At 49.0% G+C, this 16687-nt stretch carries 15 protein-coding genes; 3 read left to right on the top strand and 12 right to left on the bottom strand.

Going from position 1 to position 16687, the window contains the following annotated elements:
- Positions 1-104: 104 nt before the first annotated feature.
- On the top strand, positions 105-2483 hold the full coding sequence (locus AYW76_RS09810) for an aminotransferase class III-fold pyridoxal phosphate-dependent enzyme (protein WP_067219190.1): 2379 nt from the start codon (positions 105-107) through the stop codon (positions 2481-2483).
- 104 nt (positions 2484-2587) lie between these two features.
- Here AYW76_RS09810 and AYW76_RS09805 read toward each other — a convergent pair whose 3' ends face one another.
- The 3 genes from AYW76_RS09805 to AYW76_RS09795 all read right to left on the bottom strand — a co-directional run bounded on the left by AYW76_RS09805 (position 2588) and on the right by AYW76_RS09795 (position 5697).
- Positions 2588-3343, bottom strand: a complete 756-nt coding sequence (locus AYW76_RS09805) for an SDR family NAD(P)-dependent oxidoreductase (RefSeq protein WP_067219187.1) — start codon at positions 3341-3343, stop codon at positions 2588-2590.
- A 230-nt stretch (positions 3344-3573) separates the two neighbouring features.
- Entirely contained in the window at positions 3574-4650 is a 1077-nt protein-coding gene (locus tag AYW76_RS09800) for a GGDEF domain-containing protein (RefSeq protein WP_067219184.1), read from the bottom strand.
- Between the two features lie 156 nt (positions 4651-4806).
- Entirely contained in the window at positions 4807-5697 is an 891-nt protein-coding gene (locus AYW76_RS09795; protein WP_067219181.1) for a LysR family transcriptional regulator, read from the bottom strand.
- A gap of 169 nt (positions 5698-5866) precedes the next feature.
- Here AYW76_RS09795 and AYW76_RS09790 point away from each other — a divergent pair, with 169 nt between their 5' ends.
- Complete coding sequence (locus tag AYW76_RS09790; protein WP_067219179.1) at positions 5867-6469, top strand: nitroreductase family protein; 603 nt, start codon at positions 5867-5869, stop codon at positions 6467-6469.
- A gap of 139 nt (positions 6470-6608) precedes the next feature.
- Here the strand turns inward: AYW76_RS09790 and AYW76_RS09785 are convergent, their stop codons facing one another.
- From AYW76_RS09785 to AYW76_RS09750, 8 genes are all read right to left on the bottom strand, one after another.
- On the bottom strand, positions 6609-7022 hold the full coding sequence (locus AYW76_RS09785) for a VOC family protein (protein WP_067219177.1): 414 nt from the start codon (positions 7020-7022) through the stop codon (positions 6609-6611).
- 62 nt (positions 7023-7084) lie between these two features.
- Positions 7085-7522, bottom strand: a complete 438-nt coding sequence (locus tag AYW76_RS09780) for a helix-turn-helix domain-containing protein (RefSeq protein ID WP_067219174.1) — start codon at positions 7520-7522, stop codon at positions 7085-7087.
- A gap of 146 nt (positions 7523-7668) precedes the next feature.
- Positions 7669-8379 (bottom strand): glutamine amidotransferase-related protein, encoded by a 711-nt coding sequence (locus AYW76_RS09775; RefSeq protein WP_067219171.1) that lies wholly within the window; start codon positions 8377-8379, stop codon positions 7669-7671.
- Positions 8380-8406: 27 nt separating this feature from the next.
- Entirely contained in the window at positions 8407-9219 is an 813-nt protein-coding gene (locus AYW76_RS09770; RefSeq protein WP_067219168.1) for an ABC transporter permease subunit, read from the bottom strand.
- Complete coding sequence (locus AYW76_RS09765) at positions 9216-10154, bottom strand: ABC transporter permease subunit (RefSeq protein WP_156489053.1); 939 nt, start codon at positions 10152-10154, stop codon at positions 9216-9218. Before AYW76_RS09765 ends, AYW76_RS09770 begins: the two co-directional genes overlap by 4 nt.
- Complete coding sequence (locus AYW76_RS09760; protein WP_067219166.1) at positions 10151-11305, bottom strand: ABC transporter ATP-binding protein; 1155 nt, start codon at positions 11303-11305, stop codon at positions 10151-10153. Before AYW76_RS09760 ends, AYW76_RS09765 begins: the two co-directional genes overlap by 4 nt.
- A 71-nt stretch (positions 11306-11376) precedes the next feature.
- A complete protein-coding gene (locus AYW76_RS09755) occupies positions 11377-12468 on the bottom strand; it encodes a polyamine ABC transporter substrate-binding protein (protein WP_067219163.1) in 1092 nt (363 codons plus the stop codon).
- A 111-nt stretch (positions 12469-12579) separates the two neighbouring features.
- Entirely contained in the window at positions 12580-13914 is a 1335-nt protein-coding gene (locus AYW76_RS09750) for a glutamine synthetase family protein (RefSeq protein WP_067219160.1), read from the bottom strand.
- 562 nt (positions 13915-14476) lie between these two features.
- Here AYW76_RS09750 and AYW76_RS09745 point away from each other — a divergent pair.
- Positions 14477-15295 (top strand): LuxR C-terminal-related transcriptional regulator, encoded by an 819-nt coding sequence (locus AYW76_RS09745; RefSeq protein ID WP_067219157.1) that lies wholly within the window; start codon positions 14477-14479, stop codon positions 15293-15295.
- Positions 15296-15377: 82 nt separating this feature from the next.
- Here the strand turns inward: AYW76_RS09745 and AYW76_RS09740 are convergent, their stop codons facing one another.
- Positions 15378-16661 (bottom strand): NAD(P)/FAD-dependent oxidoreductase, encoded by a 1284-nt coding sequence (locus AYW76_RS09740; RefSeq protein WP_067219154.1) that lies wholly within the window; start codon positions 16659-16661, stop codon positions 15378-15380.
- Between the last annotated feature and the right edge of the window lie 26 nt (positions 16662-16687).

Below are 16687 nucleotides of genomic sequence, written 5' to 3'. Positions count from 1 at the left end.
CCACAGGGGATATAGCCTTCTTTTGATACGCCTCTCACACTAGGCTCCATGGTCATATACCAACCAAACACTTAGCGACTCTCTATTCTTGAAAGGATAAAAACATGACGAATCATTCATCTTTGGCTAACCGTAATCCGCCTCAGTTTGAACTGTCCCAAATCAAATCATTGGTGCAGGAACTGTATGGTCTGGAAGGTAGCTTTACTGCCCTAAACAGCGAACGGGATTTAGCTTGGTTGATTCGTAATGACGATGGCCCACAAGCTGTCATCAAAATCTCCAATGCGCAGGAGCCAGAAGGCATCGTCGATCTGCAAATCAAGGCGGTGGACCACATTTTAGAGCAGGAGCCAACGCTGGTGGTTCCGCCTGTCATCACGACTCGCGAAGGCAAAGCCTACGACTGGATTACGTCTGATATCAGTGGTGAGCGCCACATGATCCGCCTGATTGCCTTCATGGATGGGCGCGTGGTGGAAGACACCCCCGAGGCCTATTGCGATGCGTATTACTACAATATTGGCGAGACCATGGGGCGCATGAACGCCGCGTTGCAAAGCTTCTACCACCCCTATGCGGGCAGCAACAAGCACTTATGGGACTTGGGCCACTGTCTGCAATTACGTGACATGATTTCCGGTATTCCTGAAGGCGAACTGCGTGATCTGTTGACCTCTGTTTTCACGCTTGCAGAACAACACACGCTACCGGCATTGAAGAAAACGCGCTGCCAGTTAGTCCATCAAGACGCAAACGACGCCAATGTCATGGTCAGTCATGATGATCCGACAGAAATCGCCGCGATTTTGGATTTTGGCGATGTGGGTTTCAACAGTATTTTGGCAGAAATCGTTACTATTTCAGAGACTTACGGCGAAGGCGAAGACGATCCAATCCGCCCTTTACTGCATGTGGCACAAGGGTTCGACAGCGCTTACCCATTGACGGGGCAAGAAGTCGATTTGCTGTTTGATGTCATGCGTCTGCGCTTGGCGATGGCGTCTCTTATTATCAACTTCCGCCAGCTCAACGACCCCGAAGCCGGCACGCATTTAGAAGATCGCTTCTTTACCAAGATGCTGTTCAAACTGAACGACATGGGCCAAGAGACGGTGACTCGCCGCTTGCGCGAGGCGTTACGCTTCCCTGTCTACAGCCCCATTGACAACGAGGGTCAGCCGTTTGCGACCGATCAAAACGAATTGGTGCAGCACCGTGAACAGCACCTCGGCAAGATTTGGCACTTCTATGATCAGCCTTTGCACATCACTCGTGCACAAGGCGGCTGGATGTACAGCGCGGATGGCACGGCTTACCTTGACGCCTACAACAATGTCCCTCAGATGGGCCATTGCCACCCGCACATCGTTAAAGCCATCGCCCGTCAGGCCGAGGCCCTAAATACCAACACGCGCTATATGTGTGACATCGTTGCCGATTATGCCGCCCGATTGACCAAAGACCTCCCCGACCATTTGGACACCTGCATTTTTGTCAACTCAGGCAGTGAAGCCAACGATTTGGCGATTCAGATTGCCCAATCGCTAAGCGGCCATCAAGGCGGTTTGGTGCTGCATAACGCTTATCACGGCTGTACCGAGCTGACGACCAAATACTCGCCTGAATCGTGGCAACACCTGCCTGAGGCGTTGCATCCCAAGCAGATTGAACGTCTGATCGAACCAGACATGTACAACGGCCCCTATGCGGGCCAAGCGGATGCCGCGTTACACTACGCCGCGGATGCCGACCGCGCCATCGCAGCGCTGGACAATCGTGGCTATAAAACCGCGGCGTTGCTGCTCGACACCGCCCTGTGTGCCCATGGCGTGATCACACCTCCTGAGGGGTATTTTGATCAGGTGGCGGACAAAACACGTGCAACTGGAGGTTATGTCATCGCCGATGAAGTGCAAGCGGGTCTTGGCCGCATGGGATCGTTTTGGGGATTCATGGGCGCGGGACTCAATCCCGAAAAAGTGGACTTCATCACCATGGGCAAACCGGTCGCCAACGGTCATCCATTGGGAGTGGTGATTCTCTCTAGCAAGATGATGAAGCAATTTATTGGTGGCACCCATCCGTTGCTGTTCAGTACATTTGGCGGCAATACCGTGGCGTGTGCGGCCGGCATGGCGGTGTTGGATGTCATCGAACGTGAGCAACTGGTGCAAAAATCCAACGACATCGGTGACTTACTCCGCGCAAGACTGCGCCAGTTGGCAGAGAAACACCCGTTGATCGGGGATGTTCGCGGCCGTGGTATGTTGGTCGGTATCGAGCTGGTGAATTGCCGTGAGCAACGCACCCGTGCAGAAGCCGAGACCGAGCAGTTGATCACAGAAATGATTAAACGCCACGTTATGATCGGTAAATCCCTTCCCGGCACTCTCAAGGTCCGCCCTTCGTTGGCGTGGGGGGAAGCGGAAGTCGATTTCTTCATCAACGCGATGGACGAGAGCCTCACAGCGCTGGGTTAATACCCCAGCACTCTGTTGATCTCTCAACACGTTACGCTCAAAAAAGCCTGGTCGATTCGCCAGGCTTTTTATATTTCTTTATGACCCATTAAGCCTTAATGCTTTCAGTCTCTTATGAGTCGTTCAAAGGTATGCTCCGCCATCCCCGCCGACAATCCGCCGTCCACACTGATGGATTGCCCTGTCAGGTAACTGCAATCCGGCGCAGCGAGAAAATGGCACAGCGCCGCGACTTCCTCCGGATGACCCACCCGTCCCATAGGGCTGGTACGTTCAGTCATCAGAACTTCTGGATGGTCTGGCGTCAGCATCTCCGTCCATACCGACGCTGGGCAGATGGCATTGACTCGAATCTTTCTGGGTACCAACTCCATCGCCGCGACGCGCGTTAGGCTGCACACCGCTGATTTGGTAGCCGAGTATTGACCGTAACCGGGGTAGCCGACTTTTGATACGTCTGATGATGTATTGATAATGGAGCCGCCGTCGTTCATGTGCTGGGGCGCGAAGCGCAAGCCGTTGTAGACCGCCTTAACATTGATGTCCAGAATACGCTGAAACTCATCCGCGCTTTGCTCGGCAATGGTCGGCCCTGAATTCTCAATGCCCGCGTTGTTCATAATAATATCGAGCTTACCTAGGCGCGCTTCGGCCGCTTCAAAACACGCACGTAACTGATCTTCGTTGGTCACATCTGCCTGCAAAAATATTCCATCTAGCTCTTCTGCAAGACTCGTGGCATCCCGACGGCCCACAATCGCCACCCGAGCCCCTGCGGCTGCAAACCGTCTGGCCGTTGCCAGTCCAATACCCGACGTACCGCCCGTAATAAGTGCATTCATTCCTTCGAGAGAAAACATAGAGACCCCTGAGATTTATGGCAACGTCATACGTGCCTGTGGTGAGTAGGTAGCGCGCACGATAGCGCATCGATCATTGAGCATAGGTCAGTTACGAGCATCGCTAAAATACCCAACAGAGCGTAGTTCTCCTTTGTAAACCGACAAAAAAAGCCCCATCAACATGATGGGGCTTTTCGTTCTGACTCGTGATACGGCAAACGTTTGCGCCACATTGACCAACAGAGGTGTTATCGACAAATGCGGTTTCGGCCGGCGTCTTTCGCCTGATACATTAATTTATCCGCACGTTTCAGTAGGTCACTCTCGTTATCCGTCGCGGTATTTTCTGCGATGCCTGCACTAAACGTCACGGGGCCGTGCTCCAAATCCGTCGTGCGAAATGACTCTGCAAGGTAATTCAGCTCTCGATAGGTGTCATCTAATGTCAACGGTAACAGGAGCACAAACTCCTCTCCCCCTTGGCGGATCGCTAAGCCCTTATTACGCGCTGCGGTCTCTTGCAATAACGCCGAAAAGCTTTTTAGAATCTCATCGCCATAGCTATGGCCCCATTGATCATTTTGGTACTTAAAATGATCGAGGTCCAACAAAGCCAGACTGAAAATAGGTTGATGACCTTTCCATGTCAGAAACTCTTTCTCCAACATTCTCCTATTGAACAATCCGGTCAAAGCGTCTTTTTCTGAAAGGGCGCGTAACTGTTCAGCCAACGTCTCTGCTTTCGCTCTTTCTAGCTTGAATCGAGTTGATAAACTTTCCATCATGACCACTAAAAAAAGCCCCATAATGATGAACGCAAACGTCAGATCAAATTGTTTCTGTTCTTCCGTCGCATATTGAAAAATAATATCGGGATAATGTTTCTCAATTAAAATCAATGGAATAGGGATGATGATACAAAATAACTGCCCGAGGCGTCGGTACCAACCTAGGTCTTTGAAGGACACAGAAATATAGCTAAGGCAACCAAAGATCATGAGATAAGTAGGGCCATTAGATCCCGCATTTCCAATCCAATTTGCGGGGATCGACACCAATACAACCAGACCGATAAAGACAAACCTCATCGCGTGGAATTGCATTTTCCAGCGCGACAGATACCAAATCATCAGTATCAAGAGAGAGAGCGCGTATTGAAGGTAAATATTAAAAGCGCTGGTTAATTCTAAGCCATAATTGAAAACGGCCGAACACAGATACAGCACTGAAGCGACCAAAAGCACCGCATGATGTGTGTATTCAAATGGCTGATTGTTATCACCAAGCAGCCACTCCAATGTCTTACCTAAATAACGTTTGTTCATACCGTCTGTCCATGCCTTCACCTGTTTATAATAGTGGTTGCGCACTCGACAAACGACACCCATATTGAAATAAACGGTGTCTGTAATAGCGACTTTTGTATGGATTTGGTTAATATCGACGATATTAGGAAGGGAACGTCGCGCATGATGGGGACACTAGCGAATCTGCTCAATTAAGAAATCCACCATGGCTCTTACAACAGGGCGCTTAGCGCTGCTGGCTTTCCAATTAAGGTAGATCATGGCTTCGCCACTTTCAGTTAACGAGGGTTGCCAGTCTGGTAATAACTCTACTAGACGCCCAGAGCGCAAGTCGTCCTCAACAAATGTGCGGCTTACCAATGTGATGCCTTGATTCGCGCGCGCCCACATTAGCAAAGGCGCACCACCGTCTGACGCCAGCACAGGATCAATGCGCACTTTGCGAGTGTCGTTGCCTTTTTGAAAATACCACCAGGTAAATTGACGGGGTCGGAAAAACGTCAAACACGCATGCTTGTGTAAATCCTCGGGGGTGGTTAAAGGTGGGTGTTTGGCGACATAGTCTGCCCCCGCGACCAAGACCGCAGACATATCCAGTAATGGGCGATAAATCAAATTGGAGTCTTCTGGACGACCATAGCGAATGGCTAGATCGAAAGGGCTTTCATAGAGGTTAACCAGTTGATTCGTCAAATGAATTGCTACGCGGGCGTCTGGATAACGCTTGCGAAACTCTGCCACGAGCGGCGTCAATGTTTCTCGTCCAATCGTGTCAAAGGTCGTTATCTGGATCAGCCCTTCTACCCGCTCGCTTGGCTTGCCAAAGCTCTCTTTGATTTGGTTAACCGACTGCAAAACCTCTTGGCACTGACTGTAGAACTGTTTTCCATCCGGCGTTACTTCAAGGTGCCGTGTTGAGCGCACCAGTAATTTGACCCCTAGCTCGTGCTCCAGTTGGTCCAGCCGACGCGTAATGGTACTGGGCGTTTTCCCTAATGTGGACGCCGCGGCACTGAACGAACCCAGCTCTACCACTTTGACAAACTGCTCCATCGCTTCAAGCATGTTCTGCTCCCTTAGCCAAACCTGAACTAAATACCACCATCGACCACAAAGTAAAGCGTTTGCTTTTGCAAAATACGCAAAACCGAAACGATGATATCGATAATTTACGCAAAGAGCATATCAAAACACAATGGCTTCTATCGTCACTGACCCTTTATAGGAGCTCCAAATGAACACTATTGAAGCCATTCATCATCGTCGTTCCATTAAGCAATACGACCCTAACCATGTTATGCCCCAAGAGGATGTAAACACCCTGCTCGAAGCCGCCAGCCTCGCACCGACCTCGTTCAATATTCAACATTGGCGTTTTGTGCATGTCACAGACATGGACATTCGCCAACAGCTGCGTAGCGCAGCATGGGATCAAACACAGGTGACCGATGCGTCGACTCTGCTGGTGGTTACCGCGAATACTCAATCATGGCAAGAAACACCAGAACGCTACTGGGAAAATGTCGATCAAAGCACTCAAGAAACCTTGGTCAACATGTTGCAGGATTTTTATCATGGCCGAGAGTGGCTACAACGGGACGAAGCCATCCGCTCAGGAGCCATGGCCGCACAAAATATTATGCTCTCTGCCACAGCACTGGGTTATCAGACCAGCCCCATGATCGGTTTTGATATCGATAAAGTCGGTGAGATTATTAACCTGCCCGAAAGCCACGTGATTGTTATGATGATCGCCATCGGCAAAGGCACCACGCAAGCCTACCCGCGAGGCGGCCAGCTACCGCTGTCTGAAATCGTCATTCAGAATACGTTTTAAATAACGGTGGCGACGGCAACGTTGCGCAGAGAATAGTGAGAGTCAGATGAGAAGCATGGCTCCTTTTCATTTGGCTCAATTCGCTGCCTGATCGGGTAGCTTTTTTAATCTAGTGATCAACTTAACACGCGTTAGATCGTTATTTCGCTCGTTGCGTTAGGCTAAACCAATTTCCCGAGTTATCGACGCCTAAGGCTTCGACCCCGTAAAACTGCTCGGTAGGCGGTTGGATAAACTCAACGCCTTTCGCGACAAGCTCTTCGTAGGTCTTTTGACAGTTCGCTGTTTCGAAAACCCCAGCACCAAACGCGCCATCCGCGACGAGGGCTCGTATCTTGTCCGCGGCATCCTTGGTAAACATTGGCCCTTCTTTTGGCTCGGCTAAGACAAGCTCAAGATCCGGCTGCGCTTTTGCAAAGACGGTTAGCCAACGGAAACCTCCGTCTACGGTCATGTCGGTTCCGACTTCAAAACCTAACTTATTTTGGTAGAAATCGAGCGCTTCATCTTGGTTAAGAACGTAAACGGTAACATGGGCGATTGACTGAATCATTGGCATCTCCGGCAACAAAGTAAGTAGAACCACTGATCATAGCCAAAGGAAGCGAAGATACCTTATTCAATATTGCTCTTTTCAAGCTTGGCGCCAAACAAACGGTGCGCGTAACACATAGGAATAGACTGAATGGGGTGAGTGAGCGGGTCGTTCGCTAACGCCTGTAATTTTGTCCGATATTGCGTCGGCGACAACCCAGTCTTTTTGCGAAATAACACAGAAAAGCTGCCAATACTGGTGTAGCCAACCAACTCACAAATGTCATTGATACTGCGTTGGCTCGTTACCAAGAGTTCCTTTGCTCGCTCTATCCTAATTTTCGAAATGTACTGGTACGGCGACTCTCCAAACACTTCAGAGAACACACGGCAAAAGTGATATTTAGACATGCACGAATACGTTGCGACGTCCGCTAGATCGAAAGCGAGCGCGTAGTGCTGGGTGAGATAGTCTCGACCAAGGCAAACTTTCTTATATTGCGTGTGGTTAACCGTCATGCGTATCCAACATAATATTTGCTTACGTTGTCACTAACGCTACCACAAAGCTAATAATTTTAGACCTTTGGATCCGAGTAAATCGCTGCAGGGGAGTCATTTTCAGGAAGGTAACGCCTACTCGACTTATCGAGTAGGCGTTGAGTTTACGCTTTGGCTTTTAAAAACTGTCCAATCCAAGCCATCAACTGGGGGCTTTGTATATCGTCTTGCTCCACACTCTGACGGGCTTTTTCAGCCACCTCAGGGGTTAACGTAACCCCATCATACAGCTCGATTAGTTCGTTTTCGTATTGCTTCGAAAACTCCGGATGCCCCTGAAACGTAAGAATACGATCTTGGTAAATAAGCCCTGCATGTTGGCAGAAGTCACTGGTTAAAAACGTCTCCAACTTCTCGGGTTTTTCAAGCACTTGGTCTTGGTGAAACGCACAGAACGCAATGTCTTTTTGATCCACTGGAATGTCAAAACCCTCCACGACTTGGTAATGATGCACACCCACGCCCCAGCCGTTCTGGAATTTTGCTACACGCCCACCCAGTGCTCGGGCAATCACTTGATGCCCAAAGCAGATACCGACTAAGACTTGGCCTTTAGCATCCGCGTCACGAATGAAATCACACAGCTGAAGAATCCACGGCTCATCGCCATAGGCATCCGACTTAGAGCCCGTAATGAGCCAGCCATCACACACATCGATGCTGGCTGGAAACTTATCTAGGCGCACGTCGAAGATTTCAAATGCGAGCTCAGGTTCATGCGCTTGCAGCTGCTGTGCAAACATTTGTGCGTAAGTCGGATACTGCGACTGCAGTACCTCGGGCGTCACACCCGCCGCAAGAATACCTATTTTCATGTACAACTTTCCTCTGACAAACCGCGTTTAAGGCCCTTGGAATCGATTTTGACGACGCATGATCACAATGGCCGCAATCACTGCGATGGATACGGCAAGAATCATTAAGGTCGCTAGGGCATTGATTTCTGGTGTAACACCGAGACGAACTTTAGAGAAAATCACCATCGGCAAGGTCGAGTTACCCGGACCGGAAACAAAGCTGGCAATCACTAAATCATCCAGTGATAAGGTAAACGACAGCAACCAACCCGACAAGATAGCAGGGGCGATCAACGGTAATGTAATTAAGAAAAACAACGAGGTAGGTTTGGCACCCAAGTCCATCGCCGCTTCTTCCAGTGTTTCATCTAACGACGCTAGGCGTGATTGCACCACCACGGCGACGTACGCCAAACAAAACGTCGTATGCGCGATGACGATCGTCATCGTGCCTCGGCCCGCAGGCCAGCCGAACATATTTTCCAAAGCAACGAACAACAGCAACAAGGATAAGCCGGTGATCACTTCTGGCATCACCAAAGGTGCCGTTACCCAACCCGATAAGATGGTTTTGCCACGAAATTTACGCATTCGGCTTAAAACAAAGCCCGCGATTGTGCCTAGAACCGCAGCTAAAGTCGCACTGATCAGAGCAATTTTCAGGCTCACCCACGCGGCATTCATGATTTGCTCATTCTGAAACAGCTCGCCATACCATTTCAATGACCAACCACCCCAGACCGTTACCAGCTGAGATTTATTGAAGCTGTAGACAATCAGCGCAATGATGGGCGCATAAAGAAACAAAAAACCAAAGCCCGCACTGAGTTTAAGTGTCCAAGAGTTACCTTTAATCATAACCCCTCCTTATTGCCATTACGCATGAACATAATTGGCCCTACCAGCACAATTAACATGACAATGGCGACTGCAGAAGCGAGCGGCCAGTCTCGATTTAAGAAGAACTCATCCCACAGTACTCGTCCGATCATCAGCGTATCGGAACCGCCTAAGAGTGCCGGGATAACGTATTCGCCCACCGCTGGAATAAACACCAGCATACAGCCAGCAATAATGCCGGGCTTGGCCAACGGCAACGTTACTAAGCAAAACGCGCGCCAAGGTTTGGCACCAAGATCTTGCGCGGCTTCGATCAAGCTCAAATCCATTTTTTCCAGCGTCGTGTAAAGCGGCAAAATCATAAACGGCAAATAGGTATACACAATGCCGAGGTACACGGCAAAATCCGTCTGTAGTATCTGCAACGGCTGATCAATCAAACCAATCGACATCAAAACTTCGTTGACCAAACCATTCTTTTTCAGCAGCGCCATCCAGGCGTACACACGTAATAAAAACGAGGTCCAAAAGGGCAGTATCACCAACGACAGTAGAACCGTACGCATTGTCGGTCCACTGCGAGCAATCAAATAGGCAATGGGAAAACCGATAATTAAGGTGAAAAACGTTGAGATGGCCGCAATGCGTAATGAGCTTAAATACGCGTCGAGGTAAAATCGCGATTCAAACAAAAACAAGTAGTTGCCAAAGGTCACTTTAAGCGTCGCAAAGGCACTGTCTGGGTCCCATTCAAACAAAGGTGAATAGGGCGGAATGGCAATCATCGCCTCGGATAAGGAGATTTTGAACACCACCAAAAAGGGAATAAAGAAAAAGGCCGCCAACCACAACATGGGAACCATGATCACTAACCAGCGACCTAAACGACGTGATTTAAACCGCTGAAACAGACTTGGACGCGAGGAATCGGAGGGTGCTGAAGTAGTCATCATGATGTCAGTACCACGCTACTCTCAGGTTCCCATGAAAGGTAGACATGATCATCCCATGTTAAACGGTCGCCCGAATCTCGATACACATTAGGCTGTGTCACTCGCACTTCTTTGCCTGAAAGTAATCGCACTTTGTAGATCGATTGGCTGCCCATATACGCCACGTCTGTGATCACGCCTTCGCTGCGATTGTGAGGGCTGTCGGGGGCATCACGGGTGATGCGTATTTTCTCTGGACGAATGGCAACACTGACACTTTGGTTCGGCGCACAGCTGACACCATGATCCAAATACACCATCTCTTGGAGGTCAGAGCAATGCACGGTAGCGCTATCGCGTTCATCCGTAACCACGGTACCTTCAAATAGATTCACATTACCAATGAATTCGGCGACAAAACGATTGTTTGGGTATTCGTACATGTCATGGGGCTCGGCCGTCTGCACAATCACACCATTGTTCATCACGCCAATACGCGTCGCCAACGTCATGGCTTCTTCTTGGTCATGGGTGACCACGACGAAGGTAATGCCCAACTCTTCTTGTATGCGCATCAGTTCAAACTGCGTTTCTTCACGGAGTTTTTTGTCCAGCGCACCGAGCGGTTCGTCCAATAGAAGAAGCTTGGGTTGTTTCACCAACGAGCGTGCCAGTGCAACCCGCTGACGCTGTCCACCCGACAACATATGCGGTTTTCGGCGCGCCAAGTGACCGAGTTGCACCATGTCGAGCATATCAGCAACGCGCTTTTGCACTTCACCACTGGGCAACCCTTCGCGTTTCAGGCCAAACCCCACATTGGCTTCCACGCTCAGGTGCGGAAATAACGCGTAGGACTGAAACATCATATTGACTGGGCGTTCCCAAGGAGGCGTGTTAGACATATCAACGCCATCAATAATGATGCGGCCTGACGTCGGCGCTTCAAAGCCCGCTAACATGCGTAATAAGGTACTTTTCCCGGAGCCAGAGCCCCCCAGCAGACAAAACAGTTCATTCTTATAAATATCCAGCGAGACATTATTGACGGCGGTGAAATCGCCGAACTGTTTGTTGATTTGTTCGATTCGGACAAAGGGTTCCGCATCGTTCTGACGCCAGTTTAGTTTCTCATGTGACGTCGTTTGAGGCATAACGGAGGATACAGACATAGCTCACCTACTTAGCAATAAAAGAAAGCCGCTAGGCGATGAAGGGCACCGCCTAGCAACGTCGCGTGAGCTTAACGACCGGTTTTGATATTGGTCCAAGCACGCGTTAACGAACGGTCAAAGCGCGATGTATGCGCCGACTGTACGTATAGATTTTCTTTTACCGCTTGCGGAGGGTAGATGCCTTTATTGTTCGCTACGTCGTCATTAAGCATCGACTCAGCGGCTGTATTCGGTACCGCGAAGTACACATAGTTTGAGATCGCCGCAGCGATGTCCGCTTTTAAGATAAAGTCGATGAATTTATGCGCTGCTTCTGGGTGAGGGGCATCGGCAGGAATCGCCATCAAGTCGAACCACGCCACCGTGCCTTCTTTCGGAATCACAAATTCAATGTCTACGCCCTGTCCCGCTTCGGTAGCACGACTTTGCGACTGCAATACATCGCCGTTGTAACCCACTGAGACACACACATCACCGTTGGCCAGATCAGAAATGTACTGACTCGAATGGAAGTACTTAATGCTGTCACGAAGACCCGCCATCAGTTTAGCCGAGGCTTCCAGCTCACCTTTGTCTTCCGAATTTGGATCTACGCCGCGATAGTTATTCACGACAGACATCATTTCAGCCGGCGAATCCAACACGGTAATGCCACAATCCGCCAGTTTTGCCGCTGTATTGGGGTCAAACAGAACATCCCAAGAATCGATCTCAGTAGTCCCCAGACGCTCTTCGATCATTTTGGTGTTGTAGCCAATCCCAATGGTGCCCCATGCGTAAGGAATATTGTATTGGTTGCCAGCATCATGCTGCTCAATCGTCTTCGCCAAGGTCTGGTCGAGGTTGGCGTAGTTGCTTAGCTTGCTCTTATCGATTTTCTGGTACACGCCAGCCTGTACTTGACGCTCAAAGAAAGAGTTAGACGGCATGACAACATCGTAGCCAGAACCGCCCGCCATCAGCTTGGCTTCTAGCACTTCATTGCTGTCATACACGTCGTAATTCACCTTGATACCGGTTTCTTTGGTGAATTGATCCAAAGCGCCCGGCGCCATGTAGTTTGACCAGTTGTAAACGTTGACAACGTCCTCTGCGTAACTACTCATAGCAAAGGTCGACACAGCACCAGCGATCAAAAAACTTAATGTATTACGTTTCATATTGGGGACTCCCATTATAGGCCAACTGTCATTGGCCTGTTCCAGTTGTGACATTATTTTTTGTTCTTGGAGGCTTTGAGACTCTCTTGTTATTTATTCAGGGTAACGCGCTTATAAATAGGCTTCATATTCCACATTGGATATGCGCGCATAAATTTTTTGTTGTTCCTGTTCTTTGGCCGAGCCATAAACACGGACAAATTCAGGCCCTAAGTAATCCAGCAAAAAGGCGCTATCCAGAAACGATTCAGACGCCAACTCCCATCGATTAGGCAGTGCTTCAAAGCGTTCAGACATCGCGTAGGCATCGCCTTCAATAGGTTCAGGTGGCGACATTTTCGCTTCAATGCCATGTAAGGCAGCGCCCAAGACGGCGGCTAAAACAAGGTAAGGATTCGCATCGGCGCCCGAGACACGGTGCTCGATACGGCGTGCAATGTTTTCGCTTTCTGGAATACGAACGGCTACGGTGCGGTTTTCATAGCCCCAGCTGGCGAAGGTAGGTGCATGAGCGCCATTTTGAAAACGGCGATAAGAGTTTAAATGCGGCGCAAACACCAGCATAGAATCTGACATGTGATTGAGCAGTCCGGCCACGGCTTGTTTTAACAAACTTGAGCCTTCTTCCGTGCCATTGTCGAACACGTTATTGCCCTTTTCGTCCAGCAAGCTGAAATGTACATGGAACCCATTACCACTCTTATCCGCGTACGGTTTCGCCATGAAGGTCGCGCCGAAATCATGCTGACGCGCCACGCCTTTGATTAAACGCTTGAACATGATCGCGTGGTCCGCAGCAAGTACGGCATCATCGGTGTGCTTCATGTTAATTTCGAATTGGCCTGGGCCTAATTCCGAAATGATCGTATCCGCTGGAATGCCTTGCGCTTCACAGGCAGCACGTACTTCGGCGAAAAAGCCTTCTAGGCCATCCATTTCTTCAATGGAATAACAATCTGTCTTGCTAAGACGACAGCCATTGCCATCCACAATGACCGGTGGCGAAGGGACACGCTTGGCTTCAGACGAACCATCCAACAGGTAAAACTCTAATTCTGTTGCCACCACTGGGGTATAACCGAGATCTTTAAAGCGCTTTACGATGCGCGTTAGGATTTGACGAGGATCTGGGTAAAACGGTGTGCCATCGGCATTGAACATCATCGCTAAGAGCTGATCACGTGCCGACTCGGCCCACGGTACAGAAATCGGTGCATCATGAACGGGTAAACAAATACCGTCGCTGTCGCCTGTCTCAAACACCATGCCATTTTCAAGCACGTCATCTCCCCAGTGGTCAAAACCGATGACAGAATGAGGCAATTTCACTCCTTGCGTCATCACGCTTTTCAAACCACTCGAAGGCATACGCTTACCGCGCAAGTTACCGTTAAGATCTGTAATGAACAAATCAAACTCATTGTTGCTATCGTAAATATCCGACATAAAAAGCTCTCTTATGAAATTAGTCTTACTGCGGGAGACTCTTTAACGCATGAATAGCCGAACTTTAATTCGAGTTAAGCATTAAATCAGTGATTTCAGGTTAGGTTCTCTCGATATAACTCACTGTAACCCGAGCAAATGATGCGAGTAACTATCCCCGATTAGGTATATGCAATAAGGCACTATTTGTATAAAAACTACTCTAATAGGATTACAGTTATTTATCTTTACTGCTCTAAAGGCATTGATATATAGGCACTTTGATAAGAAAGCAGACCTAAATGGAGCGAAGCTGCGCATCTTAAACCGAAAAATATTTCGGGTTATCCGATTTATTTTTACTACACGGAAAGATACAAAGTCGATGTATTTTTGTCTGACTAAGAGCACATTCCTAGACGGGATAAGAAAATAAAAACCGACATTTTGATCGATTTACAGAGGATGCGTTAAGGCCTGAAAACTGGCGCACAAGTTGCTTCATTTAAGCCAGCGTCAAGACGGCTAGGCTTGCTTGACCCGTCACACCGTATTCGATCCAAGTAGAAGAGGCGTTATACTCATGCAAACAAACACCTTACGAGGACAGCTAGGTCTTTCAGAAATCATGAAGGATTTAGCCACACTGACCTGTCACGTTCGTGTGCCTAGCTTTCCAAGTGTATTAGAAGGGGTTTTAAGCAATCTATGCTACTTTGACACCATTATCGTGGTGACTTATAAAAAAGCACTGAAACCACTGCTCATTTATCCCTCCGACCCAGCGGAACAAAGCCAAACCTTACGCACGTATTTAAATCAAGCGTATTTACTCGACCCTGTGTTTAACTCGATCCAACAAGGCATTGCACCCGGCATTTATCGTTTGGTGGATATGGCGCCCGATTCATTTGAAGAAACGGAGTATTACCAGTCCTGCTATCAAAAGTTTGATTTGGTCGATGAGATCAACATCTTGGTGGACTTGGATAAAAACACCACCTGCGCCGTGTCTCTGGGGCGTAAAAAAACGGTTGGCTCTGTGCGCCGTACAGAGCTGAATAATCTAAAAACCGTGTTCCCTATGTTGGAAGCGTTAATAGGGCAGTTTTGGATGGCGCAAGCAGGGGAGTTTATTGAGCGAGCACCGTCTACCGGGCCACTTAAACATGCACTGAAAACCTTTGCCCAAGGTGTTTTAACGACCCGCGAGCAGGAGATACTCGGGCTATTACTGAAAGGGCACTCATCAAAATCCATTGCCAACGAACTGGGCATCAGCGCTGGCACAGTTAAGGTGCATCGTAAAAACATTCATGCGCGCTTGGACACCTCCACACAATCTGAAATTTTCACGCTATTTCTCAGTCACTTAGACGCATTAGACCGAGAAGTTGTATAACTGACTGCGATCACTGCCGAATGTATAAACACAAAACAGCCGCTCATGAGCGGCTGTTTTCATTGCTTTATCCGTGACCCCGCTAGATGCCTAATCGATCACGCATGTTGTAGTACGCCGCGCCAACAACGGTGTAGGGCACGCGTAACATGCGACCGCCCGGGAACTGATACTGTGGCATGCTGGCGAACACATCAAAGCGTTCGGTATCACCGTCTATCGCATCCGATAAGATTTCGCCCATCAGATGTGAATTGGTCACGCCATGGCCTGAGTAGCCTTGTGCGTAGTACAAGTTCTCGCCGATTTTACCGACCTGAGGCATGCGCATCATGGTCAACAGGAAGTTACCGGTCCACGCAAAATCGATTTTTGTGCCTTTCAACATCGGATAGGTTTTCAGCATCTTCGGCACAATGATCGACTCAATTTCACCTGGATCACGCGCGCCATAGGTGGTGCCGCCGCCATAAATTAGACGTCCATCGCCGGATAAGCGGTAGTAATCCAGCACATAGTTACAGTCTTCTACACAACGATCCGTTGGTAACAGTTGTTTTTGCATCTCAGGCGATAACGGCTCGGTAGCAATCACTTGTGTGCCACAAGGCATGGCCTTTTTCTCGATCTCTGGCAATATGCCAAAGATGTACGCATTACCTGCGACGACGATTTTATCGGCAATCACAGAACCTTGTTTGGTCACGACTTTGCCTGGCACACCTTTTTCTAAACGCACCACTTCTGAGTCTTCGAAGATCAGTCCACCAAGACTTTCAAAGGCTTGTGCTTGGCCTAAAACAAGGTTTAACGGTTGAATATGGCCGCCTTTGCGATCCAGTAAACCACCCTCGTAGCGATCGCTACCAATGTGGTCTTGAATCGTAGAGGAAGTCAGTAGTTCAAGTTCATTGTGGCCATGAGACTCCCACAATGCTTGCTTGGCTTTTAGCTCTTCAAATTGCTTTTTATTACAGGCCGCAAAGACGTTGCCGTGTTTTAAGTCGCAATCAATATTGTATTTTTCAATGCGATGACGGATCAGATCGGCCCCAGCAAAGGCCATTTTCGCCATTTTCTGGCCAATATCCTCACCGTAATTATCAAAGATGTAATCAATATCTCGGTTGAAGCTGTTAACGATCTGACCGCCGTTACGACCCGAGGCGCCAAAACCAATGCGACTGCCTTCAACGACAATCACACGTTTGCCTTTTTCGGCCAACGCCAGCGCAGTAGAGATGCCGGTAAATCCAGCCCCCACCACACAGACATCGCAACGGTGCTCGCCGGTTAACTGCGGACGCGGTGTTTTGTCGTTTGCGGAGGCCGCATAATAAGAGTTTGCATGAGTAGGAGATGACATAATAAACGACCTTCCAAAGCTTAAAG

This window comes from Marinomonas gallaica (assembly GCF_001639745.1).
Lineage (GTDB): Bacteria > Pseudomonadota > Gammaproteobacteria > Pseudomonadales > Marinomonadaceae > Marinomonas > Marinomonas gallaica.
The sequence above is the reverse complement of the archived record's forward strand: the minus strand, read 5'-3'. Positions and strand labels throughout refer to the sequence as shown.

What these genes read in the sequence shown, in the direction of transcription:
- AYW76_RS09810 (WP_067219190.1), top strand. Translation starts at nt 105, where the DNA reads ATGACGAATCATTCATCTTTGGCTAACCGTAATCCGCCTCAGTTTGAA.
- AYW76_RS09800 (WP_067219184.1), bottom strand. Translation starts at nt 4,650, where the DNA reads ATGAACAAACGTTATTTAGGTAAGACATTGGAGTGGCTGCTTGGTGAT.
- AYW76_RS09795 (WP_067219181.1), bottom strand. Translation starts at nt 5,697, where the DNA reads ATGCTTGAAGCGATGGAGCAGTTTGTCAAAGTGGTAGAGCTGGGTTCG.
- AYW76_RS09775 (WP_067219171.1), bottom strand. Translation starts at nt 8,379, where the DNA reads ATGAAAATAGGTATTCTTGCGGCGGGTGTGACGCCCGAGGTACTGCAG.
- AYW76_RS09740 (WP_067219154.1), bottom strand. Translation starts at nt 16,661, where the DNA reads ATGTCATCTCCTACTCATGCAAACTCTTATTATGCGGCCTCCGCAAAC.
- AYW76_RS09755 (WP_067219163.1), bottom strand. Translation starts at nt 12,468, where the DNA reads ATGAAACGTAATACATTAAGTTTTTTGATCGCTGGTGCTGTGTCGACC.
- AYW76_RS09785 (WP_067219177.1), bottom strand. Translation starts at nt 7,022, where the DNA reads ATGATTCAGTCAATCGCCCATGTTACCGTTTACGTTCTTAACCAAGAT.
- AYW76_RS09780 (WP_067219174.1), bottom strand. Translation starts at nt 7,522, where the DNA reads ATGACGGTTAACCACACGCAATATAAGAAAGTTTGCCTTGGTCGAGAC.
- AYW76_RS09805 (WP_067219187.1), bottom strand. Translation starts at nt 3,343, where the DNA reads ATGTTTTCTCTCGAAGGAATGAATGCACTTATTACGGGCGGTACGTCG.
- AYW76_RS09760 (WP_067219166.1), bottom strand. Translation starts at nt 11,305, where the DNA reads ATGTCTGTATCCTCCGTTATGCCTCAAACGACGTCACATGAGAAACTA.
- AYW76_RS09745 (WP_067219157.1), top strand. Translation starts at nt 14,477, where the DNA reads ATGCAAACAAACACCTTACGAGGACAGCTAGGTCTTTCAGAAATCATG.
- AYW76_RS09750 (WP_067219160.1), bottom strand. Translation starts at nt 13,914, where the DNA reads ATGTCGGATATTTACGATAGCAACAATGAGTTTGATTTGTTCATTACA.
- AYW76_RS09765 (WP_156489053.1), bottom strand. Translation starts at nt 10,154, where the DNA reads ATGATGACTACTTCAGCACCCTCCGATTCCTCGCGTCCAAGTCTGTTT.
- AYW76_RS09770 (WP_067219168.1), bottom strand. Translation starts at nt 9,219, where the DNA reads ATGATTAAAGGTAACTCTTGGACACTTAAACTCAGTGCGGGCTTTGGT.
- AYW76_RS09790 (WP_067219179.1), top strand. Translation starts at nt 5,867, where the DNA reads ATGAACACTATTGAAGCCATTCATCATCGTCGTTCCATTAAGCAATAC.